The sequence below is a fragment of the Sinimarinibacterium thermocellulolyticum genome (genome assembly GCF_040327995.1).
In the GTDB taxonomy this organism is placed as follows: Bacteria; Pseudomonadota; Gammaproteobacteria; order Nevskiales; family Nevskiaceae; genus Solimonas; species Solimonas thermocellulolyticum.
On record NZ_JBEPIJ010000007.1, the window covers coordinates 81,319 to 105,556 of the forward strand.

The 24,238-nt window shown below is 66.6% G+C and carries 19 protein-coding genes; 11 read left to right on the forward strand and 8 right to left on the reverse strand.

Going from position 1 to position 24,238, the window contains the following annotated elements; all coding sequences use genetic code 11:
• Positions 1-4 precede the first annotated feature (4 nt).
• On the reverse strand, positions 5-931 hold the full coding sequence (locus tag ABSH63_RS07950; protein ID WP_352888835.1) for a glycosyltransferase family 2 protein: 927 nt from the start codon (positions 929-931) through the stop codon (positions 5-7).
• 65 nt (positions 932-996) lie between these two features.
• Positions 997-1,998, reverse strand: coding sequence for a glycosyltransferase family protein (locus ABSH63_RS07955; protein ID WP_352888837.1), 1,002 nt, complete (start codon positions 1,996-1,998; stop codon positions 997-999).
• 121 nt (positions 1,999-2,119) lie between these two features.
• Between ABSH63_RS07955 and ABSH63_RS07960 the strand changes: the two genes are divergently transcribed.
• Together ABSH63_RS07960 and ABSH63_RS07965 are read left to right on the forward strand one after the other, a co-directional pair.
• Positions 2,120-3,658, forward strand: a complete 1,539-nt coding sequence (locus ABSH63_RS07960) for an MBOAT family O-acyltransferase (protein WP_352888838.1) — start codon at positions 2,120-2,122, stop codon at positions 3,656-3,658.
• Between the two features lies 1 nt (position 3,659).
• Positions 3,660-4,751 (forward strand): alginate O-acetyltransferase AlgX-related protein, encoded by a 1,092-nt coding sequence (locus ABSH63_RS07965; RefSeq protein WP_352888839.1) that lies wholly within the window; start codon positions 3,660-3,662, stop codon positions 4,749-4,751.
• On the opposite strand, the gene ABSH63_RS07970 is transcribed toward ABSH63_RS07965, so the two are convergent.
• The 3 genes from ABSH63_RS07970 to ABSH63_RS07980 are packed head-to-tail and all read right to left on the reverse strand — an operon-like array spanning position 4,647 to position 8,462.
• Positions 4,647-6,056: a hypothetical protein gene (locus ABSH63_RS07970; protein ID WP_352888840.1), complete on the reverse strand. Its 1,410-nt coding sequence runs from the start codon at positions 6,054-6,056 to the stop codon at positions 4,647-4,649. The genes ABSH63_RS07965 and ABSH63_RS07970 overlap by 105 nt on opposite strands.
• Positions 6,053-6,907: a hypothetical protein gene (locus tag ABSH63_RS07975; RefSeq protein WP_352888842.1), complete on the reverse strand. Its 855-nt coding sequence runs from the start codon at positions 6,905-6,907 to the stop codon at positions 6,053-6,055. Before ABSH63_RS07975 ends, ABSH63_RS07970 begins: the two co-directional genes overlap by 4 nt.
• A gap of 13 nt (positions 6,908-6,920) precedes the next feature.
• Entirely contained in the window at positions 6,921-8,462 is a 1,542-nt protein-coding gene (locus tag ABSH63_RS07980) for an MBOAT family O-acyltransferase (RefSeq protein WP_352888843.1), read from the reverse strand.
• Positions 8,463-8,608: 146 nt separating this feature from the next.
• On the opposite strand from ABSH63_RS07980, the gene ABSH63_RS07985 reads away from it, so the two are divergent.
• Genes ABSH63_RS07985 through ABSH63_RS08005 form a run of 5 tightly spaced genes read left to right on the forward strand, consistent with a single transcriptional unit; the run spans position 8,609 to position 14,469 of the window.
• The gene (locus ABSH63_RS07985; RefSeq protein ID WP_352888845.1) at positions 8,609-9,430 is read left to right on the forward strand and encodes a TylF/MycF family methyltransferase; all 822 of its coding nucleotides are present in this window, start codon (positions 8,609-8,611) and stop codon (positions 9,428-9,430) included.
• A 21-nt stretch (positions 9,431-9,451) separates the two neighbouring features.
• Positions 9,452-11,002 carry a flippase gene (locus ABSH63_RS07990; protein WP_352888846.1) on the forward strand — a complete coding sequence of 517 codons (1,551 nt, stop codon included), beginning with the start codon at positions 9,452-9,454 and terminating at the stop codon, positions 11,000-11,002.
• Between the two features lie 60 nt (positions 11,003-11,062).
• Positions 11,063-11,908, forward strand: a complete 846-nt coding sequence (locus tag ABSH63_RS07995) for a sulfotransferase family protein (RefSeq protein WP_352888847.1) — start codon at positions 11,063-11,065, stop codon at positions 11,906-11,908.
• A gap of 35 nt (positions 11,909-11,943) precedes the next feature.
• The gene (locus ABSH63_RS08000) at positions 11,944-13,434 is read left to right on the forward strand and encodes an MBOAT family O-acyltransferase (protein WP_352888849.1); all 1,491 of its coding nucleotides are present in this window, start codon (positions 11,944-11,946) and stop codon (positions 13,432-13,434) included.
• A gap of 3 nt (positions 13,435-13,437) precedes the next feature.
• On the forward strand, positions 13,438-14,469 hold the full coding sequence (locus ABSH63_RS08005; protein ID WP_352888851.1) for a hypothetical protein: 1,032 nt from the start codon (positions 13,438-13,440) through the stop codon (positions 14,467-14,469).
• Here ABSH63_RS08005 and ABSH63_RS08010 read toward each other — a convergent pair.
• Complete coding sequence (locus tag ABSH63_RS08010; RefSeq protein WP_352888852.1) at positions 14,437-15,333, reverse strand: sulfotransferase family protein; 897 nt, start codon at positions 15,331-15,333, stop codon at positions 14,437-14,439. The genes ABSH63_RS08005 and ABSH63_RS08010 overlap by 33 nt on opposite strands.
• Positions 15,330-16,418: an acyltransferase family protein gene (locus tag ABSH63_RS08015; protein WP_352888853.1), complete on the reverse strand. Its 1,089-nt coding sequence runs from the start codon at positions 16,416-16,418 to the stop codon at positions 15,330-15,332. Before ABSH63_RS08015 ends, ABSH63_RS08010 begins: the two co-directional genes overlap by 4 nt.
• A gap of 273 nt (positions 16,419-16,691) precedes the next feature.
• Between ABSH63_RS08015 and ABSH63_RS08020 the strand changes: the two genes are divergently transcribed.
• Positions 16,692-17,408 carry a class I SAM-dependent methyltransferase gene (locus ABSH63_RS08020; protein ID WP_352888854.1) on the forward strand — a complete coding sequence of 239 codons (717 nt, stop codon included), beginning with the start codon at positions 16,692-16,694 and terminating at the stop codon, positions 17,406-17,408.
• Between the two features lie 45 nt (positions 17,409-17,453).
• Here the strand turns inward: ABSH63_RS08020 and ABSH63_RS08025 are convergent, their stop codons facing one another.
• Positions 17,454-18,620, reverse strand: coding sequence for an OmpA family protein (locus ABSH63_RS08025; RefSeq protein WP_352888856.1), 1,167 nt, complete (start codon positions 18,618-18,620; stop codon positions 17,454-17,456).
• Between the two features lie 100 nt (positions 18,621-18,720).
• Here ABSH63_RS08025 and ABSH63_RS08030 point away from each other — a divergent pair, with 100 nt between their 5' ends.
• The 3 genes from ABSH63_RS08030 (at position 18,721) to ABSH63_RS08040 (ending at position 24,227) form a co-directional block, all read left to right on the forward strand.
• Entirely contained in the window at positions 18,721-20,916 is a 2,196-nt protein-coding gene (locus ABSH63_RS08030) for a prolyl oligopeptidase family serine peptidase (protein WP_352888857.1), read from the forward strand.
• A gap of 144 nt (positions 20,917-21,060) precedes the next feature.
• Positions 21,061-21,753: a TetR/AcrR family transcriptional regulator gene (locus tag ABSH63_RS08035; RefSeq protein ID WP_352888858.1), complete on the forward strand. Its 693-nt coding sequence runs from the start codon at positions 21,061-21,063 to the stop codon at positions 21,751-21,753.
• A complete protein-coding gene (locus ABSH63_RS08040; protein ID WP_352888860.1) occupies positions 21,750-24,227 on the forward strand; it encodes an acyl-CoA dehydrogenase in 2,478 nt (825 codons plus the stop codon). Before ABSH63_RS08035 ends, ABSH63_RS08040 begins: the two co-directional genes overlap by 4 nt.
• Positions 24,228-24,238: the final 11 nt, after the last annotated feature.

Here is a 24,238-nt window from a genome sequence, read left to right on the forward strand (position 1 = left end):
CGCGTCAAGCATGCGGCGCGGCGCGGGGGCGCGCAAGGCGCCGCAGCGCGTCTTGGCGCAGAACGCCGGCATAGGAGGCGGCGCGGTAGCCGTGGACGCCGAGATAGCGCAACCACATCGGGAGGGCGCGGGTTAGCACCAGCTGCCGCGCCAACATGCGCATCAGGGCGGCGGGCAGGGGCACGAAGGCGAGCATCCGGCTGGCGCGATAAAGGGCGAAACGGCGGAACTCGGGGCTCGATCGGCAGATCAGCCGGAAATTGTCCAGCGAGCTGTCGTACTTGCTGAGGAGCTCGCGTTCGTCGAGCAGTCCGGTATGGGTCGCGGGGTTGTCGATGTGCAGCACACGCACGTCGCCGAGCTTGAGCGCCCAGTCCGCATCTTCGAAGCCCCAGCCGCGGAAAGATTCGTGGAAAGGATGCTGCAGCAGCAGGCGGCGTTGGACGCAGAGATTGTTGGTGAGCAGGTACCACAGGGGGCGGGTATTGCGCACCTGCGGACCGACGCATTCGGTGCGAAGGCTAAAGTACCGGTACAGCGCCTGCGCGGCAGGCCAGTCACGGACTTGGAGATAGCTGCGGCCGCCGCAGACGACGTCGAGCGCGCCGCTCTCGACGTGCCGCAGGTAGCGCGCGAGAAAGTCGGCCCGATCGGGCAGCATGTCGGCGTCGAGATAGAGCACGTACAGACCACGGGCGGCCTGGGCGAGGCGGTTGCGGATGGCGCTGCGGCCGATGTTCGCAGCGAAGCTCAGCAGCCGGCACGCGACCGGCGCGCCGGCGAACAGGGCGAGCAGCCGCCGTCCGATGTCGCGATCTTCGGAGCCGTCGTCGGCGAACAGGATCTCCACGCGCCCGGCACAGTCCGCGGCCATGGCCACCAGGCGGTGCGCGAGTGGCAGTACGTCGAAGTCCTTGTACGGCACGGCCACGGACAGCACCGGGCCCTCGGGCGTAACCGGCGGTCTTTGCCGCGGTCCGGTGTCCGGGGCCGCGTTCATGGGCGTTGCTGCCAGGCGCCGACGACACCGGCGCGATAGTCGCGGATACCGCGTGCGATGCCGCGTGCCGCCTGCGGTTCGCCCCGCAAGAGTGCAAGACCGACCCGCGCGAGGGCGGCCGCCAAAGTGGCGACGCCGTGGATCGGACCGATCCGGCGCGCGGCGTACAGCAGATTGCGTGTGTAGTAGTACGTGTGCAGGTATCGGTTGCGCGCTTGACTGCTCGATTCGCGATGCCAGACCCGACCGGCGACCAGGAACGGCGGCACGCCGGGATGCGCGCGAGCGAAGCGGCGGCCGTAAGCGTAGGTGTACTCCAGATCTTCGGCGTTCAGAAAGTAATCCTCGTTGAAAAGGCCGAGTTGCTGTGCGCGACGCCGCGACATGAACAGCGAGGCGCCGGTGAGGTAGTCGACCGACTCGATCCGGTCGACGTAGCGCGGCGCGAGCAGCGGACCGCGACCCAGACGTTGACCGCCGCAGGCCTGCAGGCGCTCGGGCTCGTCGAGGTGAAAGATGAAGGAGCCTGCAGGTCGGTCATAGGGGTCGTTGCGCACTGCGGCGAGTAGCTCGGCGCCGGCCTGTGCATCGACGACGATGTCGTTGTTGAGTATCCACAGCCAGCCGCAGTCGGGCCGCGCCAGGGCCCAGCGCATCGCCGCATTGTTGCCGCCGGCGTAACCGAGATTGCGATCGCCGCGAATCAGCACGAGCGGCTCGCCCGCATCGGCTTCTTGCGGCTCGCGCGTGGCGAACGCGAGCGGCTTGGGTGTGGGTGGCCGCACGCGGTCGTGCAGCGTGCGCGGTATCGACGGCAGCACGTCGAGCTCGCCTCGCGCCCAGGCCGTGATGCGCTCGACCGAGTCGTCGGTCGAGCCGTTGTCCCAGACCACGATGCGCGCATCGAAGCCACGGCTGTGCAGCAGGCTTTCGAGGCAGGTCAGGGTGTCGGCCCAACCGTTCCAGTTGAGAACGAGGACGTAGCTGCGATTCGGCATGGTGGGCGGCGTCGGCCGCGTGGATGCAGCATAGAATACGGGCTCGCCGGGGAGACGGCGAACGAAAACGCGAAGGGTGCGAGCTTGCGCGCGCCGCCGAACCCGATCTGATCGCCGACCGGTGCTCTTCAACTCCTACGAGTTCATTTTTCTGTTTGTGCCAGTAGCGCTGCTCGGCTACTGGAGCGCCGCGCGCTGGTTCGGTGCGAGTTCCGCGCTATGGTGGCTGGTGGCGGCGTCATTGTTCTTCTATGGCTGGTGGAATCCGGTCTACCTACCGTTGCTGCTGGCCTCGGTCGGTGGCAATTACGCGCTCGGCCGGCGCTTGTCGCGACGGGGCCGCGGCACGCGCATGCTGCTCGCGATCGGGGTCGCTGCGAACCTCGGTGCGCTGGGGTACTTCAAGTACACGAACTTTCTGCTCGGCACGGTCGATGCCATCGCCGGCACCACCCTCAACCCGGCGCCGATCGTCCTGCCGCTGGCGATCTCGTTCTTCACCTTCCAGCAGATCGCCTACCTCGTGGATTCGTATCGCGGACTGACGCGCGAATACTCATTCGGGCGCTACACGCTGTTCGTGGTGTTCTTCCCGCAGCTCATCGCCGGGCCGATCGTGCACCACGGCGAGATGCTGCCGCAGTTCGCGCGTCGCGAGCGCATGGCGCCGCGCACCCTGAATCTGCTCGTGGGCTTGTCGATCTTCTGCGTCGGCTTGTTCAAGAAGATCGTGCTGGCCGACGGCATCGCCGTACACGCCGATGCGATCTTCGCGGCCGCCGCGCGCGGCGAAACCTTGGACTTCTTCCTCGGTTGGACCGGGGCGCTGTGCTACACGATGCAGTTGTACTTCGATTTTTCGGCCTACTCGGACATGGCGGTGGGCCTGGCGCGCCTGTTCGGTATCCGCCTACCGATCAATTTCAACTCGCCGTACAAGGCGCGGAGCATCGTCGACTTCTGGCGGCGCTGGCACATGACGCTGTCGCGCTTTTTGCGCGACTACCTCTACATCGCGCTCGGCGGCAATCGTCGCGGTGCGGCGCGGCGCTATCTCAACCTATTCCTGACCATGCTGCTCGGCGGCATCTGGCACGGTGCCGGCTGGACCTTCGTGCTCTGGGGCGCGTGGCATGGTCTGATGCTGATCGTCAATCACGCCTGGACCGCGCTGCGCCGGCGCGCCGGCTGGGATCGCGACCTTGCGGTGTGGCCGGTGTTTGCCTGGCTGCTGACCTTCGTCGGGGTGGTCGCCGGCTGGGTGCTGTTCCGCGCCGATTCGGTCGACACTGCGCTGCGCATGCTCGCGGCGATGGCGGGCGCGAACGGCGCCACTCTGCCTTTGCATTGGCGCACGGCCCTGCAGCCGCTGGTGGGGCTGCTGGAGGCGATGGGCGTGGGATTCGCCAATGCCACGCTAATGCTGACTTATGCGCCGCTGCTGTGGATCATCGCGCTGGGTGCGATCGCGACGTTCGCCCCGAATGTCTACCAGATCTTCGCGCATTACCGGCCCGTGTTGCGCGCCGATGCGCCGGCTGCGGTTAAACGCCTGTCTTGGCGCCCGACTTGGCCGTGGACGCTCGCGCTCGCTGCGCTCGCGGCACTGGCCTTGTTGAACCTGTCGAACATCAGCCCGTTTCTGTACTTCCAGTTTTGACATGCCCCGTCTGCTGCCGAAACTGCTCGCGCTCGTCGCCGTGTTCGCGGCATTTGCGATCGGTATCGCCTGGTACGGGGCGACCGTGCCGCCGTACGTCGGTGACCTGACACGGCTCGGGGGTTATTCGGAGGACGACTTCGGCTGGACCGAACCCCAGGCGCGCTTCGATCCACCGCTGTATCACGCGCATCGCTACGATGCGCCGGTCGACGTGCTGATTTTCGGCGATTCCATGTCGCTGCACCGTAGCGGCGAGCAAACCGACCCCGGCAGCTACTGGCCCAACTACCTCGCGGCACGGACCGGCTGGCGCGTCGCCGCGCTGCACCGCCACGACTGGACGCTGGATGATGTGCTGCAACACGCGGTGTATCGCCAGGCGCCGCCGCGCGTGCTGATCGTGCAGTTCGCCGAGCGGGCGATCGTCGGTCTGGAGCGCATCACCGCTGGATACGGAAACGGCAGCGGCTGTGACGGTGCGGCGACGCCGGTGTTCGATCCCTTGCCGCTGCGTCCGCTTGGACGCCAGCCGCTGCCGCTGCCGCCCCCACGGCCCAGCGCCCGAGGCGTCGATTTCTCGCTCGGCGCTCATCACCTGAAGCGGCGCGTGCTGACACAACTGTTGCCTTCGGCCTGGCAACCGGTTCGGCGCTTCGCACTCGACCGCGCCGGTCTGTTCTCCAGCCGTCGCGACCGCGAGCTCTTGGTGTTCGCCGACGATCTGCGCAAACTCGACATGACACCGGACCAGCTTGCGCGTCAGCGTTGTGCGCTGCGCGAGATCCAGGATGCGGTGCAGGCCTCGGGGAAAACGGTGCTGCTGGTGCTCGTCGTGCCCGACAAGCTCAGCACCTATCGCGCGCATCTACCGGCCCTGCCGCCCGATTATCCCGAGGTACCCGCGCTGCTGGCCGCCGCGGGTGGCTTGCAACTGGTCCGCGTCGATCGTGTCTTCGATGCGGCGGTGAAAGCCGGCGTGCGCGATCTATTTTTGCCGAACGACACGCACCCAGGCGTGGCCGGTCACCGCCTGATCGCCGACGCCGTGATGCACAGCCTGCGCGAGCTCGGCATCGTTGTAGACGACTGAATCGGCGCGGGATGCTGCGCGCGTCAGTACTGTGCCGACGGCCAGCAGGCCATAGTAGAGGCTGGAGGCGCTGAAGGTCAGCGACAAGGGCCAGGCGGCCCACATCGCCGCGATGCCCCAATGCAGTGCGCTGTCCTGTTCTTGGGCGCGACGCAACACCATGCGCCAGATCTGCCACATCATCACCAGCCACAGGACGACGCCGACCAATCCGAGCTGCGCACCGATCGCGATCAGCATGTTGTCGATCAGAACCGTGCTCTCGCTGTAGAGCATGCCACTGTCGTGTTGCCCGATGCCAAGGCCGAACCACAGCTCCGCCCAGGAGCCCTGTAGCCAACGCGCCCCGTACTCCGCCCAGGCGTCCCAGCGGGCTTCGATGGAACCGGTGGCGAACAAGCGCGCGTCACCCAGGCCGAGCCACTGGACGATGCCCTGCGCACCGTGGGCGACGAAGTAGCCGACGGCGGCGAAGGCCAGCGGCATCGAGATGCTGGCGGCGTCGAGCGTCCCGCGGCGGCGGGCGCGTACGAGCAGTAGCGTCGCCGCTGCGGCTGCAACGGCCACGAGGAATACGGTACGTGTATGCGAGGCGTAGACGCAGACCAGCGCGACGACGATGAGCACTTGGCAGAGCCAGCGCGTGTGTGCCCGGGCCTGCGGCTCGGCGGCGAGGAAGGCGGCACAGGTCGCGGCCAGCACGGCGTAGTGGCCGAAGCTCCAACCCGAGTTGAACAGCGAGAACGCACGAACCTCGCCCTGAAAGGCCCACGCAAACACCTGGAAGCGGCCATCGGCCGAGCTGGTCGGCAGCAGAGGGTCGCCGCCAAAGTGTTGCGCAAGGCCCAGCCATGCCAGTGGCACGAAAGCGAACAACAAGGCCCGCAGCAGCTGGCGCGCATCGATCACAGACTGCGCGTAGTACGCAAATGGCAGCAGCAAAAGGAAAAAGTAGTAGCGGTAGTAATCGGTGACCAGCCCCAGAATCGCGGTATCGCGGCGCGCGTGCAGGAACAGCAGCTCGACGAACAGATAGGCGCCGAAGGCCGCCGTCGCAGCGCCCAGCGCCCTCGGGGCCGGCGGCAGGCTGCCGCGCCGCAGTGCCAGAAGGCCGAGCAAGCCGAGAAACAGCATGTCGAGCAGCGCGCCCCGGATCGGCACCGTGCCGCCGAACAACGCCATCTGCAGTTGTGGGAGTGCCGAGTCGACGATGCCGAGCAGCCACCAGACGCCGGCGACCAGCGCCAGCAGCGGCATGTCGGGCGTTACGGCCTTGACGGGCGGAGCGTCGATCAGGGGTTTCATCGAGCTGAGTCCTCGCAACGTCGTCGCAGCCACGGCGCGAAGCGCGCGGCACCAACGGCATTGACGTGATCCTGATTGAGAAACGCCGACAGCGCCAGCGGTGGCTGCATCTCACGAAAGTCGATCCAGTGCGCGCCGGCCTGGACGGCCAGTCCGCGCAGCGCCTGCTCGGCGGCGACGAAGGCCGGATCGGTGGCAATGGCTTGGAGATAGGCCGGCGTGACCGGTGTACGCACCAGGCAGATTTGGACGCCGGCCGCGCGCAGATCGGCCAGCATCGCGGCGTAGATCTGCAAGTGGGCGTCCCGCTCGGCACCCGTCCCCGGACGCTGCTGATCGACGCGAGCGCCGGTCCAGATTGCCCGGCGTTCCGGTGCCACCTCGTTCCAGCGGTCGCCGACGCCCAGCGCCCGCATCTCGGCCTCGGCGCCGGCCGTCGGGCGCAGCAGGCTCGGCACCAGTCGCCGCGCGAGCGGCGCCTGCAACAAATACAAAGGGCCGAGCGCGAGGATGTCGCCGAGGCCGCTATCGCCACGTGCGAGGCTGGCCACCGACAAGAGTTCCGGACCGGCCGCGACGATGGCATGTCGCAAAGGTGCGCCGCGGATGCGTATGGCGGCGAGCGCCCGCATGGTCGGGATGTTCGCCCCCGGTATGGATAGGTTGTCGTACCCCTTAAGCCGTGCGCCCAGGGCAAAGGTGTGCGAATGTCCGAGGATGACGCCGCTGCCCCGGCCCTCGTGCGCGCCGACGATCGCGGCAACGACGGCGTCGCGATGGACTGCCGCGCAGCGTAGCCACAGCTCGGCGGCCGCCGTCAGCCCCAGTAACGTGAGTGCGGCCGCGAGCAAAAAGCATCGGGCGTCAGAAGAAGCGGTAGATGAATTCGACATGGCCGCGGGTGGTGAGGTAGAGCAGCGCCGCGAAGGCGACGGCGCCGATGGCGACGCCCCAGCCTGGCGTCAGTGCGAAGTGCACCAAGCCTCGGGGCGGTGGCGATTCGAGAACGATCGCATGGCGCGCGAAGAGCTGCTGGGTATTGGGGGCGGCCAGGCACAGGACGATGGCCGCCGCGAGCAGCACCATGAGCTCGTGCCAGTCCGCGATCAGACCGTGAGACGAGAGCCCGGTGCCGATCACGCCTGCCTCCTGCAAGGGTGTGGCCAGCGCGCCGAGCCGCGCCAGCCAGCGTGCCGGCAGGGCGATGCCGTCGGCCAAGGTCATCGCCTCGAACATGCGTATCGCCCCGCCGAAGGTTTCGGCGCGGAACAATACCCAGCCGGCGATGACGCCGAGGAAGGTTAGCAACCAGGCGCAGATCCTGTGTGCCGCAGGACTCGCGGTCTGTCGCTGGGAGCCACGCATGGCTTGCCAAGCGTGGTTGATGATGAGCATCAGGCCGTGCCATCCACCCCAGAGCACGAAGTTCCAGCCGGCGCCATGCCACAGCCCGCCCAGCAGCATGGTCACGAGCAGATTGACATAGCGCCGTACGCGACCATGGCGATTGCCGCCGAGCGCGATGTAGAGGTAGTCGCGCAAAAAGCGCGACAGCGTCATGTGCCAACGCCGCCAGAAGTCGATGATGTTCACCGCCTTGTACGGCGATGCGAAGTTTGCCGGCAAGACGATGCCGAACATGCGCGCTGCGCCGATCGCCATGTCGGCATAACCCGAAAAGTCGAAGTAAAGCTGGAAGGTATAGGCCAGTGCCCCGCACCAGGATTCGATGAAGGACGGGCGATGGCCGGCATCGGCGTAGTCGAACACCGCGTCGGCGGAGGCCCCCAGACCGTCGGCGATCACCGTTTTTTTGAACAGGCCTACGGCGAACACCGCGCAGCCGATGGCGATGTTGGCGGTGTTGACCCCGGAGCGTCCCAGTCGCTGGAACTGCGGGATCATCTCGCGGTAGTGCACGATCGGCCCGGCAATCAACTGCGGAAAAAACGACACGAACAGCGCGTATTCCCATGGCGACTTCACCCGTAACCCGCCCCGATGCACGTCGACCAGATAGGCAATCTGCTGGAACGTGAAGAACGAGATCGCCAAGGGCAGCGTGACGTTCTGGAGCGCCAAGGCGCTGCCGCTGAGCTGGTTGATCGCGCCGATGAAGAAGTCGAGATACTTGAAGTAACCGAGCGCCGCGAGGTTCGCGACCACGCCGGCGGCGGTGAGCAGTCGCCGCGGCCGTCCGGACGATCGCGCGATCCAGTGTCCGAGCGCGTGGTTGGCGGCGGTCGACGTGAGGATCAGCAGCAGGTAAACCGGATTCCACCAGCCGTAATAGAACAGCGAGGCCAAGACCAGCCACTGCACCGATCGCGTCGTCGGCAGCAGGCGGTACAGCAGCACAACGACCGGCAGGAAGCCGGCGATGAACGCCCATGAACTAAACAGCATGGTTTTCCCCCGAGCCGGTGCGCGTCCGCCCCCGGCTGTCGGCGCCATGGTATTCCTGTTCGCGCGGCGCCGTGACGCTCGGTGGATTTCCGCTGGGGGCGTCGTCACAATGCCGATTCGGGATCATGCATGAGACGCCAGGGAGTATGGACAGCGACGTTCGCGGGCTTTACCTCGACCTACTCAAAAAGACGCTGTCGTTCAGCCTCTGGGAGGACATCGGTCATCCGATCGAAATGAACAATCACCTGCGCCGGCTACCGTTTCGCCTGGCCGTGGCGGCGCTGTCGCGCGGTCTGCGTGTCGCCGGTCTGCAGGCCTACCGTATCGTGGACCGCAGTCGGCGCGAGGAGGGGCGGGTGTGGCCGCGCTATGCCGACACCATGATCGGGATGAAGCGGCTCGACAACTTGCAGTACTGCCTCGAACGCGTGATCGCCGATGCAGTCCCGGGCGACGTGATCGAGACCGGCGTTTGGCGCGGCGGCGCGACGATCTTCATGAAGGGATGCCTGCGTGCCTACGGCGACACCACGCGACGGGTCTTCGTCGCGGACTCCTTTCAGGGATTGCCGCCGCCCGATCCCGACAAGTACCCGGAGGATGCGGGCGATCGACACCACACGCTCGAACACCTCGCCGTCAGTGAGGCGCAGGTGCGCGCCAACTTCGAGCGCTACGGACTGCTCGACGAGCGCGTGGTTTTTCTCAAAGGTTGGTTCAAGGACACCTTGCCGACGGCGCCGATCGAGCGCCTCGCCGTGATGCGGCTGGACGGCGACATGTACGAATCGACGATGGATGCTTTGCGGCCACTGTATCCCAAGCTCTCGGAAGGCGGCTTTTGCATCATCGACGATTACGCCTTGCCGGGTTGCCGAAAGGCGGTGGATGAATTCAGGGCCGCGAACGGGATCACATCGCCGATCCACAAGATCGACTGGAGCGGTGTTTACTGGCGCAAGTGACCGTGTACTAGGGCCTTAGCAGTGGCTGAGTCACCGACGCGCGCCGCGGCGAATCCGCCGCAGGCCCGCGCACTCACGCGCGGCGGACTGCTCGCGCGCAACGTCGGCTGGAACCTGCTCGGCGTGCTGCTGCCGCTCGCGGTGGCGGTGTTCGCGATCCCGGTGCTGATCCGAGATCTGGGCGAGGCGCGCTTCGGTCTGCTGTCCCTGGCCTGGGTATTCATCGGCTATTTCAACATCTTCGATTTGGGTTTCGGCCGCGCACTGACCAAAGTCGTGAGCACGCGCATCGCCGAACGTCGTCAGGCGAGCATCCCGGCGCTGGTGGCCACGGCGCTCAATTCGGTGTTGCTGCTCGCCGCCTCGACCGCGACCGTCGTCTGGCTCGCGGCCCCTTGGCTGGTCGATCACGTCATGACGATCCCGGCGGCGCTGCAGGCCGAGGCGCGTGGTGTGCTGCGCGTGCTGGCGCTGGCAATTCCTTTCGTGATCGTCGGTACGGTGCTGCGCGGTGTGCTCGAGGCCTTCCAGCGTTTCGACCTGGTCAACCTGGTGCGACTGTCCAGCGGCCTCTACCTGTTTCTCGGTCCGCTGGCGATGTTGCCATTCACGCAGGACATGGTCTGGCTGATCGGTATGCTGGCCGCCGGCAAGCTGGTCGGTACTCTGACGCTGTTGCGCCTGAGTTTACGGCTGGTGCCGGATCTGACCTCACGCTGGAGCTGGTCGGCGCCCGAGTTTCGCGCGCTGTTCGTGTTCGGCGGCTGGATCACGGCCGGCAACACGCTCGGCCCTTTGCTGACTTACACCGATCACTTCCTGATCGGCGCCCTGGTCTCGGTCGCCATGGTGGGCTTTTACATCGTGCCTTACCAGATGGTGACCAAGCTCTGGGTCGTGGTCACGGCCATCGTCGGTGTGCTGTTTCCGGCACTGAGCATCCATCTGGTCGATGATCCGGCGCGCGCGCGACGCGTGTTCCTGACGGCGATGAAGGCGGTGGTCGTGGTCGTCGGGCCGGCGGCCTTTCTATTGACCGCCTTCGCCGGCGAGATCCTCGCACTATGGCTCGGCGCGCAGTATCGCGACATCGCCGCGCCGCTGTTGCAGTTGTTCGCCATCGGCGTGTTCATCAACAGCTTCAGTATCGTCACGCTCGCCCTGGTACAAGCAGCCGGCCGGCCGGACTGGGTGCCCAAGCTGTTCGCAGTGGAGATGCCGGTCTACCTGCCGGGCCTGTATCTGGCGATCCAGCATGGCGGCTTGATCGGCGCCGCACTCGTGTGGCTGGCCAAGATCGTGGTCGACTTCAGCTTCCTGATCTGGGCGACGCAGCGGCTGCTGCCGCCGGCGCGCCCGAGCTTGATCGCTGCCGCCCCCGGGTTTGCCTTGTTGCTGGCCAGTTTCGCGCCGCTCTTGACGCCGCTGCCGCTCGGCGTGCGCGCGCCGTACGCGACCCTGTGGATCGCCGCCTTCGCCTGGCTGGCCTGGCGGCGTCTGCTCGACGACACGCAGCGCAGTGTTTTGGCGAAACGGATAAGATCGCCGTGGAGGCGGAGTGTCGGCCCCTGAACGGGGGCTGGCGCCAGAAACCATGCACCAGTGCAACTGTCCTTCACGGGAGGGGGCAACGTGGATCGTCTACCCGGTGTGTTCTTCGTCGGACCGGAACGCACCGGCACGACCTGGATCCACCGCTACCTTGCGCTGCGCGGCGACGTGTGCCTGCCGACCGCGACCAAGGAGACGTTCTTCTTCGATCGGCATTTCGAGCGAGGGGTGGCGTGGTATCTGTCGCACTTTGGCAACGACCTCGACCGGCCGCTGATGGCCGAGGTGGCGCCGACCTACTTTCACCAGGCACAGGTTGGGGCCAGGATTGCCGCGCTGGTGCCGCAGGCGCACGTCGTCTGCACGCTGCGCGACCCGGTCAAACGCAGCTACTCGGCCTATCAGCACATGCGCGCTTACGGCGCCACCAACGCGCCGCTGCAGCAAGCGGTGATCGAGCATCCGCAGATTCTCGATGCCAGCCGCTACGCCAGCCATGTCCAGCGTTTGCGCGCACAGCTCGGCGCCCAGCGCGTGCATGTGCTGTTGCTCGACGATCTGGCTGCCGACAGCGAGGCCTTTGCGCGGCGGATCTGCGAGATCACCGGTCTGACGCCGCGCCCGCCACCCCCCGAGTTGCGGGCCGAGCGTGTCAATGCGACCGGCGCGCCGCGCCATCCGCGCCTGGCGCGCCTGGGCTTCATGATCCGCGGGCCGTTGCGCCGCGCACGCTGGTTCGGCCCCATCGCCTGGGCGCGCAGGCTGGGACTACAGCAACTATTCTTCGGCGTGCGCGAATCCGGCGGCGAGCCCACGGCGGAAGATCTGCACTTTCTGCGACGGCAGCTCGCCGGCGAGGTGGAACGCATCGAGGCGCTCCTCGGGCGAGCGCTGCCGCAGTGGCATGCACAGGGCGACGGCAGCTAGCGCGGCAGGTCCATCCCAGGCCCTGGCGTTGAGCGATGCTGTTCAACTCCTTCGAGTTCATCTGCATATTCCTGCCCGCGACCCTGGCCGGGTTCTTTCTGCTCGGCTGGCGCCAGTTGCCGCGCTTGGCGGTGGCCTGGCTGGTGCTGGCCTCGCTGTTCTACTACGCGTGGTGGTCGCCCTGGCAGATCGGGGTGCTCGCCGCGTCGATCTTTGGCAATTTCTTTCTGGCGCGCCGGGTCGCGGTCGGAACGCGGCGCAAGGTCTGGCTGGTCGCCGGCATCAGTGCGAATCTCGCGCTGCTGCTGTTCTTCAAGTACGCCAATCCGGCTTACGGTCTGGTCGATCGCTGGTTGGACCTCGGCTGGAACTGGCACCACGTGATCATGCCGTTGGGGCTGTCGTTCTACACCTTCCAGCAGATCGCCTACCTCGTCGACGCCTACCGGACGTGCGAGCGCGAAGGCAGTTTTATGAACTATTGCCTGTTCGTGACCTTCTTCCCGCAGCTGATCATCGGGCCGATCGTCCACCATCGTGAGATGCTGCCGCAGTTTGCGGACGACCGTGTGTTCCGCCCGAGCCTGGCCAACTTCAACGCCGGCCTGCCGATTTTCTTCCTCGGCCTGTTCAAGAAGGTGGCGATCGCCGATCCGCTGGGTCGTTACATCGACCCGGCTTTCGCCGCCTCCGCCGCCGGCGAGTCGCTGACGCTGTTCGAGGCCTGGGCGGCGGCGCTCGGTTATACCTTCCAGCTGTACTTCGACTTCTCTGGATATGCGGACATGTCGATCGGCATCGCCCGCCTGTTCGGCATCCAGTTGCCGCACAACTTCGACTCGCCCTACCAATCCCGCAGCATGGCCGAGCTGTGGCGGCGCTGGCACATGACCTTGATGCGCTTCATGCGCGATTACGTTTACATCCCGCTCGGTGGCAACCGGCTCGGTGCGAGGCGCCAGCAGGTCAATCTGCTGATCACGATGATCTTGTGCGGGCTCTGGCACGGCGATGGCGCGGGCTGGACATTCTTTGTCTTCGGACTGCTGCACGGCGTCGTGCTGATCGTCAACAATCAGTGGACGCGTTGGCGCGAGGCCAACGGCATCGAACTGGGGCGCTGGTGGGACGACGGTGTCGCGCGCATGCTGACCTTCCTGACTTGGTGTTTCGGCCTCGTACTGTTCAGGGCGCACACCGTTGGCAGCGCGACGGACATTTGGAAAGGCATGCTCGGTCTCAACGGCGCCGCGCTGCCGGATCAGCTGCTCGCGTTGCTGCCGTTCCTCCAGGGCTGGGTCGAGCCGCTGCGGCACATGCCCAATCTGGCCAAAGGCACGGTCCTTGGGCTGACCGAGTTCGTGGCGCTGTTGCTGTTGTCGGCGTGGCTCGCCTTTTTCTGCCGCAATCTGCATCGGCTCTCGGCGCGGCAGCGCGTGGTGCTGCTGGTGCCGACCTTTGCGTTCGCGATCCAGGGCGCGCTCTTTGCCGGGGTGCCGGCACAGTTCCTGTACTTTCAGTTTTGAGTCATGGCGCTGACGATCACCACCACTGCCGCCGGCCCGCGTCACGCGCTCGCGATCGCGATGGCGATGCTGGCATCGGTGGCTTTGTATGCGCTGCTGTTTGGCTGGGTTCTGCACAAGCCCTTGTCGGTCGGCACCATTGCCGACTATTTCTCGATCAAGACGGCGCGTGCGGCGGCCTTGCCGTCGCCGAAGCTGGTGTTTTTCGGCGGGAGCAATGTGCGGTTTGGCCTTAGCTGCGAACTCGCCGAGCGGCAGACCGGCGTACCTTGCGTGAATGCCGGATTCCTTGCCGACGTCGGCATCGATCTGATGGCGGAGAAGTTCACGCCGCTGCTGCATGCGGGCGATGTGGTCTATATCCCGCTCGCTTACGAGCAATACCTTTGGGACCGCGATTTCGTCGTCACGCAGCGCGATGCCGCTTATCTGTTTGCATACGACCGTGCGACGCTGCGACGCATGCCGATGGTGCGGCAGCTACACGCTCTGTTTCACTTCGACCTGCCGTATCTGGCTTCGGCCATCGCCGAGAACGTCCTGGCCAAGACAGGCTTGCGGCGACAGGCTGGCGCCACGCGTGTCTTTGGCGCCGGCAATCTGAACGCGTGGGGGGACGAGACGGGGCACACTGCCGAACAGGGCCGCGTGTTCGAGGCGCTGATCGCGGCGACGGCGTGGAAGCTGCCGCCGCTCGAAGACTTCACGCCGGAGCGATACTTCTACACCCAGGTGCTGGAACACTTCATCGCCAGCCTGCGTGCACGGGGGGTCGTGGTCGTCGGCGGGCTGGTACAGGTGGCCGACGACGTGGTCATCGATCCACGCATGATCGAGCGGGTGCGTGCGATCTACGAGCGCAACGGTGCGGGTTTCATCGAGTTGCCCAACCGCTCGCAGTATCCGCGAAGCTGCTTCTTCGACAGCGTGTACCACCTCAACGAGGAATGTCAGCGCCGACACACGGCCGAGCTGCTCCAGGCGCTTTCGCCTTACTTGCCCTCAACCGACCAAGCTGGTGCGCAGCGCCGGTAGCGCGCGACCAAGCAGGCGTTCGAGCGCGTCGAGTTCGGGCGCATAGAGCGCGCTGAGCCAGGCGATCGCCTCGCGGTCGGCCGGCGGTTTGGCGTCGCGCCGCAGCAGCAGGTGATCGCGCACACTGCGACGCAGACGAGCGGGGATCATGTGCTGTGCCGCCTGCCGCAACCAGGCCTGACGCATCAGGCCGCCGGCCAGGGCGTTGCGAGGCCGCGCGTAGGGATTGAGCGGCTCGCTGGTGTCGATCGCGCTCATCGGTGCCGGGTCGATGCCGAGGAAGGTGGCGAGATCGACGAGCACCGCTTGCGGTCGCGACCGCAACTCATCGAACAGGTAGACGCGGATCTGAGGGGCCGGAAACGCCTCGTAAAAACGCGCGAGCTGGCGCGCGTAGAAACCCAACTCGACGTACAGATGTCCCTTGCCGCCCCAGCGCTTACCGGGGAGCGCGTAGTCGTCGCGAAAGGCCTTCAGCGGGGCCTGCGTCTGTAAGCCTTCGCGCACGTCCATCCAATAGTGCGAGAACGCCCGCTGCACCGGATCTCGCAGCAGCACGATGATTCGTGCATGCGGTACCCGCGCGCGGATGCGCGCCGCAGCCTGCGGATCCCACAGATACGATGGACTGGCCTCGCCGACCACCGGCCGGTCCCCCGCCTTGGCGAACAGGGCCTGATATGCGCGCTCGTCGGCGTAGCGCCGCATCATGTGCGACTTGTTCGGATCGATCGTGATGTCGGCGAAGTGATGCGGTTCCTTCCAGGCCGACATGAAGACTTGCGGATGCTGGCCCAGATAGTGGTGCAGCGAGGTCGTGCCGGCTTTGGCGGCGCCGACGATGAAGGTGTTGGGAAAACTCACGAAGCGACGCTGGCGGCGGTGCGCTGCTGGTTGAGACGCCGGTGCAAGATCCGTCCAGCGGCCGCCTCGAACAGCCGGTAGCTGATCCACGACACCAGCAATGCGGGCGGCAGGCTCAGCAGCGCAAACGACAAGGTGGCCATCGCGTCCCCCTGTTCGGGCGCGACGTAGTGGAGGACGATGCGCTTGGTGAAAAACATGACCGGCGTATGCCACAAATAGAAGCTGTAACTGATCGTGCCGAGGAATTGGAGCGCGCCGCTGCGCAGGAAGATGCCAAACGGTCCCGCGCCGGCGACGACGCCGTTGAAGAACAGTAGACCGAGCACGAAGCTCAGCAGCAGCATTGCCGCAAAGCCCACGCTCAGGTCGGCTTCGGCGCGATGGTAGTGCACGATGACGAGATGCCAGACGGCCAGCAATGCAATCAGCGCGGTGAACGGAACGTGCACGCGCGCAAGGCCCAGCAGTAATGCGTCCCGATACAGATAGATCAGTGCGCCGGCGTAGAAGAAGATGACGCCCGGATACTGCGGGAACAGCAGCAGACCGGCGCCGGCGCAGACCGCGACCGCCAGTTCTTGCCGGCCGCTGCGCTTGAGTGCGAACGCCAGCGCCGCAGTCAGGTAGAACGCGGCTTCGAACGAGAGCGACCACGCCACGCCAAGGATCGGCGGCATGTCGAAGACCCCGGGCAGGAACAGCAGATTGGCGAGCACCTGCAGTGGCCAGATCAAGGGATCGGTGTCGGCAAACAGCTTGGCGCGCGTCAGCATGCCCATCGCGATCAATGGCAGCAGCACGGCGAGGAAGGCCGGGTAGATACGGATCGCGCGGTCGGCCAGAAAGCGTCGCACCTGCCCCTTGCGCGTGAGGCTTTCGGTGATCAGATAGCCGCTGATCATGAAGAACACGTCGACGCCATAGCGCCCGGCGTGCAGCAGCCAGGCGAGCAGCGGATGCCAGTGTTCTGGATAAAAGCCGGCTTCGAGGGCGCCCGCGTACACATGGCACCAGAACACCATGAACGCGGCCAGTCCGCGCAGTCCGTGGATGTTGGGATTGAATTCGCGTGCGACGGACATGGAGCGCTTGCGTAAGGGGCGTTGGCCAACCCTAGCACCGTGTGGTCTGATACAAAAGTCGCTCCGCTCGGCGATCGTGCGCGCCATGAACCATCCGGATGCGATCGGTTCCGTTCGTGCAAGCGGATTCGCAGCGACGCGTCGTCTCCAAGACGGCAGTGCCTGCGTTAGGCTTGGGCCTTCGCGCCGGTGATGACGCGCACCGACGGGCGCCGGACCGCGGCGCCGCGCTCGTGCGCGGCTCGCGACCATCCTTTCCTGCCGGAGCCGCACGTGAAAGCCTACGATCAACAGACCGTCGACAATCCCGCATGGGTCAAGCGCTTCAGCCACCGTCGTCGCTTCGAGGTCGCGGCAAGGCTGTTGTCGCCTCGAGCCGGGGAGGCGGTGCTGGACTACGGTACCGGCGACGGCTACCTGATCGCATTGCTGGCCGAACGCCAGCCGCAGGCGCGTTACCTTGCGTTCGAGCCGGTCGCCGAGATGCGTGCGCAGGCGCAGGTACTCTGGTCGCGCGCCGGTATCGCACCGGAGCTGTACGCACGACGCGAGGCGCTGCGCGGGGTGACCGTCGATAAACTCGCCTGCATGGAGGTGATGGAGCATCTCGATGCGCCGCTGCTCGCTCAGGCGTTCGCCGATTTTCGCCTGCTGTTGCGACCGCACGGCTTGCTGATGCTGTCGGTCCCAATCGAGACCGGCGCCACCGCGTTGGCCAAGAACGCCGTGCGTGCGGCGCTCGGCCAGCGTTTCGTCAATGCCAGCTTCGGTAATGTGCTCAGGGCGAGCTTCGGACGCGCGCGTCATATCGTCCGCCCCAGTCGCGACGGTTACATCGAAACGCACGTCGGCTTCGATCATCGCGCCCTTGCGGCGCGCTTGCCGGACGAGGGTTTCGTCATCGAGCGCGTGTTGTATGCCCCGTTGCCGCGGCTCGGCGGTTTGCTCAACAGCCAGGTGTTCTGGGTTTGCCGACGCACGCAGACGTGAAAAAGCCCCGGGCAGGTGCCCGGGGCTCGATGGCGCGCCACGCGCTCAGCGGTTCAGCACGCTGAATTCGACGCGTCGGTTCCGAGCGCGACCTTCGTCGGTATCGTTGTCGGCGATGGGGCGCGACTCGCCGTAGCCGCGTACCTCGAGCCGCGACGGCGCAATGCCGAGTGCGACCAAGAAGTTGCGGACCGCCATCGCGCGCGCGAGCGAGAGCCGGTCGTTATAGGCCTCGGTGCCGAGCGCATCGGTATGTCCGGCGATCTCCACGCGCATGCCCGGCTGGCCTTTGAGGCCGGCGACGACGCGATCCAGCGTGCGGCGCGCTTGATCGGTGAGTTCGGCCGAGTCGAACTCGAAGGACACGCTATCCAGCACAACGACGGTTTGTCGTTCGCGCACGCAGCCGCGCGCATCGACCTCGAAGCCGGGAGGCGTGCGCGGGCAGTCATCCTGGGCGTTGAGCACGCCATCGCCGTCTTCGTCGGCCGGGCAGCCACTGGCGTCGACGACGCTGCCCGCCGGTGTGTCCGGACACTGATCGATGCCGTCGACCACGCCGTCCCCATCGCTGTCCGACGGTGGCGGAAGCGGGCAGCCGCGGGCATCCACCATGACGCCGGGCGGCGCATCGGGACAGGGTGGGGGCTGGGGGACATCGCCGGCGGTGGTGGTCATGCGCGCCAGCGCGTACTGCACGCCGAGGCCAAGGCGCGTGTCGAACTGGCGGTCCTCGCCGGGGTAGTTGACGTCGTTGAAGACCGCGTATTGCCGGATCTCGCCGCGCACCTGGAGACGATCGGTGATGCCGACGAGCATGCCGATGCCGAGATTCGCGTATGGCGATGACTCGGACTCCTCGACGTAGTCCTCATACAAGCCACCGATGCCGCCGATGATGAAGCCACCGAGGCGCGCGCTGCCGAGCAGGTAGCGCAGATCGATGCCGCCGCCGAAGAAGCCGTCGTCGCTGGCCGAGTCGAGCTCGCGATCGAGGGTATGGGCGAACAGGCTCAATTCCGCGCTCAGCCCCGCGCCGAGCTGGATCCCGTACGACAGGGCCGCTCCCGGACCGTTCTCGTCGTTGCGTACGGAATCCGGCAGCACGTAGCTTCCGAGTGCACTGACATAGTTCGGTGGGCGTTCGGCACCGAGCGCCGGCCATGTCGACAGCGACAAGGCCAGTACGAGCAAGCGCGTCGCGGGTTTCATCGTCTCGATCTCCTGCAGTCCCCGGAATTTTGCTGTTACACCAATCTAGAGTTTAACGTGTATGGCGGCGCATGGATCGTGCGCGCTCGGAGCCGTCCGCGTGAAGCCCGCCCTCACCCTCGCGTTTGCCAGCCTGTCGACATTGAACGCTGCCACCATCACGGCGATCGACTACCCCGAGACACCACGCGGCGAGGTCGTCGACGACTACTTCGGCACGAAGGTCGCGGACCCTTACCGCTGGCTCGAAGACGTGGACTCGGCGCGCACGCGCGCCTGGGTCGAGGCGCAGAATGCGCTGGCGTTGCCGCATCTGGCCGCGCTGCCGGAGCGCGAGCGCCTGCATGCGCGCTTGCAGGCGCTGTGGAACTACGAGCGTTACGGTCTCGTCGAGAAGGTCGCGGGTCGCTATTTCTATCTGCGCAACGACGGCTTGCAGAACCAGCCGGTGCTGGTGGTGCAGGACGATGCGAAGGCCGCAGCGCGCGTGCTGCTCGATCCGAACCGGCTGGCCGCCGACGGCACGGTGGCGCTGACCCAGTACGCGGTCTCGCCCGACGGCCGCTGGCTCGCCTACGGCACGGCGGCGGCGGGCTCCGACTGGAACGAGTTTCGCGTGCGCAGCGTCGCCGACGGCAAGGACCAGCCCGAGGTCCTGCGCCGCATCAAGTTTTCGTCGATCGCCTGGACGCGCGACGGCCGCGGCTTTTTCTACTCGCGCTATCCGGAGCCGCCGGCCGGGGCCGACGCCGGAACCTTCGACGATCTGGCGGATCAGGCGCTGTACTACCACCGTGTCGGCACGCCGCAGACCGCGGATGTGCGCGTCTACGCCGTGGCCGACGAGCCCAAGTGGGGTTACCTCGCCCAGGTCACCGACGACGGGCGCTATCTGGTCATCAGCATCTGGCGCGGCTCGGCCGATGAATACCGCATCCACGTGCGCGACCTGGGTGATCCGCAGCGGCCGGCACTCGACGGACCCGTGCTGCGACTGGTCGACACGTTCGAGTCCGACTACACGCTGATCGGCAGCGTCGGCAGCCGTTTGTACTTCCGCAGCAATGCGGGCGCCGAGCGCGGACGCATCCTCGCCGCGGATCTCGACGCACCGCTGCCCGATCGCTGGCGCGAGGTCGTGCCGCAGCAGGCCGACACGCTGCAGCACGCGCTGTTCGCCGGCGACGGCATCGTGGCGCTGTATCTGCGCGATGCCACATCCAGGCTGGTGCGCTACGGCCTCGACGGCGAGCCGGCCGGCGAGATCGCCTTGCCCGGTCTGGGCAGCGTGCCGGATCTGTCGTTCGGCGGCGTGCAGATCAGCGGCGCGCCGGGCGACGATGAGCTGTTCTATGCCTTTACCTCGTTCAACCGGCCGGCGACGAACTATCGCTACGATCTCGGCAAGCGGCGCGGTGGCGTGCATCAGCCGCTGACGCTCAAGTTCGATCCCAACGACTACGTCACCGAGCAGGTGTTCTATCCGTCGAAAGACGGTACCCGCATTCCGATGTTCATCAGTTATCGCAAGGGGCTCAAGCGCGATGCGGCGACGCCGGCCCTGCTCTACGGCTATGGCGGTTTCAACATCGCCCTGACACCGACGTTCTCGGTGCCCAATCTCGTGTGGATGGAGCAGGGCGGCATTTACGCCCAGGCCAATCTGCGCGGCGGCGGCGAGTACGGCCGTGCCTGGCACGAGGCCGGAACCAAAGAGCGCAAGCAGAACGTCTTCGACGACTTCATCGCCGCTGCCGAATATCTCGTGCGCGAGGGCTGGACTGCGCCGGAGCATCTGGCGATCAGCGGCCGCTCCAACGGCGGGCTTTTGGTCGGCGCCGTGCTCAACCAGCGCCCCGAGTTGTTCGCGGCAGCGCTGCCGGCGGTGGGCGTCATGGACATGCTGCGCTATCACCGCTTCACCATCGGCTGGGCCTGGGCCGGCGACTACGGTACTGCGGACACGAAAGAGGGCTTTGCATACCTTTCGCGCTACTCGCCGCTGCACACCGTGCGCACCGACGTGAAGTATCCGGCGGTGCTGATCACCACGGCCGATCACGACGACCGTGTCGTGCCGGGACATTCGTACAAGTACGCAGCGACCCTGCAGGCTGCGCACCAGGCCTACCGCGCACGGCACTGCGGCGCGGTCGGCACCGACTGCGATGCCGGCGGGCCGATCTTGATCCGCATCGACGTCAAGGCCGGTCACGGCGCCGGCAAGCCCATCGGCAAGCTGATCGACGAAGAAGCGGACCGGCTCGCCTTCATCCGCCACTACACGACGCGCTGAGGGTCTTGCGGGCGGCCGGCCCGCGCCCGGCGTCTGACCGATGTCGTGTTGGCCGCTACGACAGACGGGCCGGGCTCGCGCGGCCTTGCGTCCATACGCTCGCGTATGGTTGGATGCGCCCACCGTACGTTCGCGTATGTGCCGATGAAAGCCGCGATCGACCGAAGCGATGCCAAACCGAGCCTGACCGCCGAGGACTGGGCGCGTGCGGCCCTGGACGCCATGGCCGCCGGCGGCCTCGACGCGGTCGCGGTCGAGCCTCTGGCGCGCCGGCTCGGCGTCACTAAGGGCAGCTTCTACTGGCATTTCGTCAACCGCGAAGCCTTGCTGCGCGCCGCGCTGGAGCTGTGGGAGAAGCGTGAGACCGAGGACGTGCTGGCGCGGGTCGGCGACGAGCCCGACCCGTATGCGCGCATCGTCAAGGTGTTCAAGGAAGCCAATGCCGGCTACCGCTCGGGCCGGTTGTATTTGGCGATCGCTGCGGCCGAGGACAACCCGCTGGTGCGCGAGTTCGTGCAGCGGGTGTCGGAGCGGCGCATGCAGTATCTGGTGACGTGCTACGAGGCGCTCGGCTTCGATGCGGCGCGCGCCCAGCACTGGGCGCGCTTTGCCTACGCCACCTTCATGGGCAACCTGCAGATCCGCCGCGACACCCCGGCGCTGATGCCCAGCGGCGCGGCGTTCAACGAGTATCTGAAGCTGATGATCAAGACACTGATTCCGCGCACCGGCGTGGACGATCTGGCCGCGGCGGAACGCCCGGTCGCGATCGACGGTGCCGGCACGGGCACCGCCTCGCACCGATCCGATGAACTCAACACGGAGAAGTCGTCATGACCGCTCTCGTCATTCTGCTGCTCGCACTCGGCGCCGCCTGGGCACTGGCCTACGTCGGTGCGCCGCTGTGGGTCTGGACCGCCGCGCTCGGCGGTTTGCTGCTCGCGCTCGCGGCCCTGGACCTGATCGGCACGGCCGCTTTTGCGGTCGCCGGTGCGCTCTATGTCGCCCTCGCGTTGCTGCTGAACCTGCGGCCCTTGCGCCGCGCCGTGCTCACCGCGCCGATCTTCGCAGCCTTCAAGAAGGTGCTGCCGGAGATGTCGTCGACCGAGCGCGAGGCGCTCGAAGCCGGCGACACCTGGTGGGAGGCCGAGATGTTCCGCGGCCGCCCCGACTGGCGCAAGCTGCTGGACTTCAAGTACACCGCACTCACCGCCGAGGAGCAGTCCTTCCTCGACAACGAGTGCGAGGCGCTGTGCAAGCTCTGCGACGACTGGAAGGTGGAGTTCGAGGCCCGCGACCTGCCGCCCGAGGTCTGGGCCTACATCCGCGAGAAGAAATTCCTCGCGATGCTCATCAAAAAGGAATACGGGGGCCTGGGCTTTTCCGCGAATGCGCAGTCGGCGGTGGTCACCAAGCTCGCCACCAAGTCGATCACGCTGGCGGTGACCGTCATGGTGCCGAACTCGCTGGGCCCCGGCGAGCTTTTGATGCACTACGGCACCGAGGCGCAGAAGAAGCAGTGGCTGCCGGGCCTGGTCGACGGTAGCGAGATCCCCTGCTTCGGTCTGACCGGCCCCGAGGTCGGTTCGGATGCCACGGCGATGCCGGATCTGGGCGTGGTCTGCTACGGCGAGCACGAGGGTAAGAAGGTGCTCGGCATCCGGCTCAATTTCTCCAAGCGCTACATCACGCTGGCGCCGGTGGCCACGGTCATTGGCCTTGCCTTCAAGCTGCGCGATCCAAACGGGCTGCTCGGCGATGCGTCGCGGCGCGACTACGGCATCACCTGTGCGCTGATTCCGGCCCGGCACCCCGGCGTCGAGATCGGCCGGCGTCACTATCCGGGCGCGGCCTTCATGAACGGCACCATCCATGGCAGGGACGTGTTCATTCCCGTCGACTGGATCATCGGCGGGCCGGCGATGGCGGGCAAAGGCTGGCGCATGTTGGTCGAGTGCCTGTCGGCCGGCCGCGGCATCTCGCTGCCGGCGCTGGCGACGGCGGCGGGGCAGACCGCTTATCGCATGACCGGCGTCTACGGACGTTTCCGTCGCCAGTTCAAGGTGCCGATCGGCAAGTTCGAAGGCGTGCAGGAGGCCACCGGCCGCATCGGCGGACTCGCCTATACCCTGGAGGCGATGCGCGTGATGACCGCTTCGGCGGTGGACCACTGCGCGCCCTCGGTGGTCACCGCGATCGCCAAGTACCACATGACCGAGATGATGCGAAGGATCATCAACGACGGCATGGACGTGATGGCCGGCCGCGCGATCCAGCAAGGGCCGCGCAACTTCATGGCCACCGCATACAAGGCGACGCCGGTGGCGATCACCGTGGAAGGCGCCAACATCCTCACGCGCAATCTGATGATCTTCGGCCAGGGCGCGATCCGCTGCCACGAATACGTGTTCCCGGAGATGGAGGCGGCGCGCGACAACGATCTGGTCGCCTTCGACAAGCTCTTGTTCGGCCACATCGGCTTTTCGATCAACCGCGCCGTGCGCGCTTTCACGCTCGGCGTCAGCGGCGCGCGTCTGGCGCGCGCGCCGGTGACGGGACAGATCGCGCCGTATTTTCGGCACCTGGAGCGCTTCTCGGCGGCGCTGGCGTTCTCGGCCGACCTGACCATGGGCGTGCTCGGCGGCAAGCTCAAGTTCATGGAGCGCTTGTCGGCGCGCCTCGGCGACGTCCTGAGCCAGCTCTACATCGCCTCCTGCGTCGCCAAGTACTACCTCGAAGGGCCGCGCGGCGAGGCCGAATGGGCGCACGCGCGCTGGGCGCTGGACCACGCGCTCTACGAGATCGCCCAGGCCTTCGACGGCTTCATCCGCAACTTCCCGGTGGCCTGGGCGCGTGCGGTGATGCGCCTGGTCGTGTTCCCGCTCGGCAACCGCTTCGCTCCGGTGTCCGACCGCGTCAATGCCAGGGTCGCCGATCTGATCCTCGAGCCCAGCGAGCTGCGCGAGCGCCTGTCGTGGCTGGTCTTCGTGAGCGGCGGCAAGGACGATCCGATCGGCCGCATGGAGCACGCCTGGCACGTGGCCCAGGACTGCGAGGCGGCGTATGCGAAGTTCTTCAAGCTCGCGAACCAGGGCGAGCTCGCCGGCGATACGGTGGCCGAACGCCTGCGCGACGCGCTGGCCCGCGGCCTCATGACGCCGCAGGAAGTCGAGCAAGCCGAGGCCTACGACACGGTGCGCTACGACGTCATCGCCACCGACGATTTCAGCAAGGCCTACATCGCCGGGGACTACGACGCCGAGCGCACGGAGCCGACCGTGATGGCGGCGGCGCGCGCCCGCGTCGCCTGAAATCCGCCGCG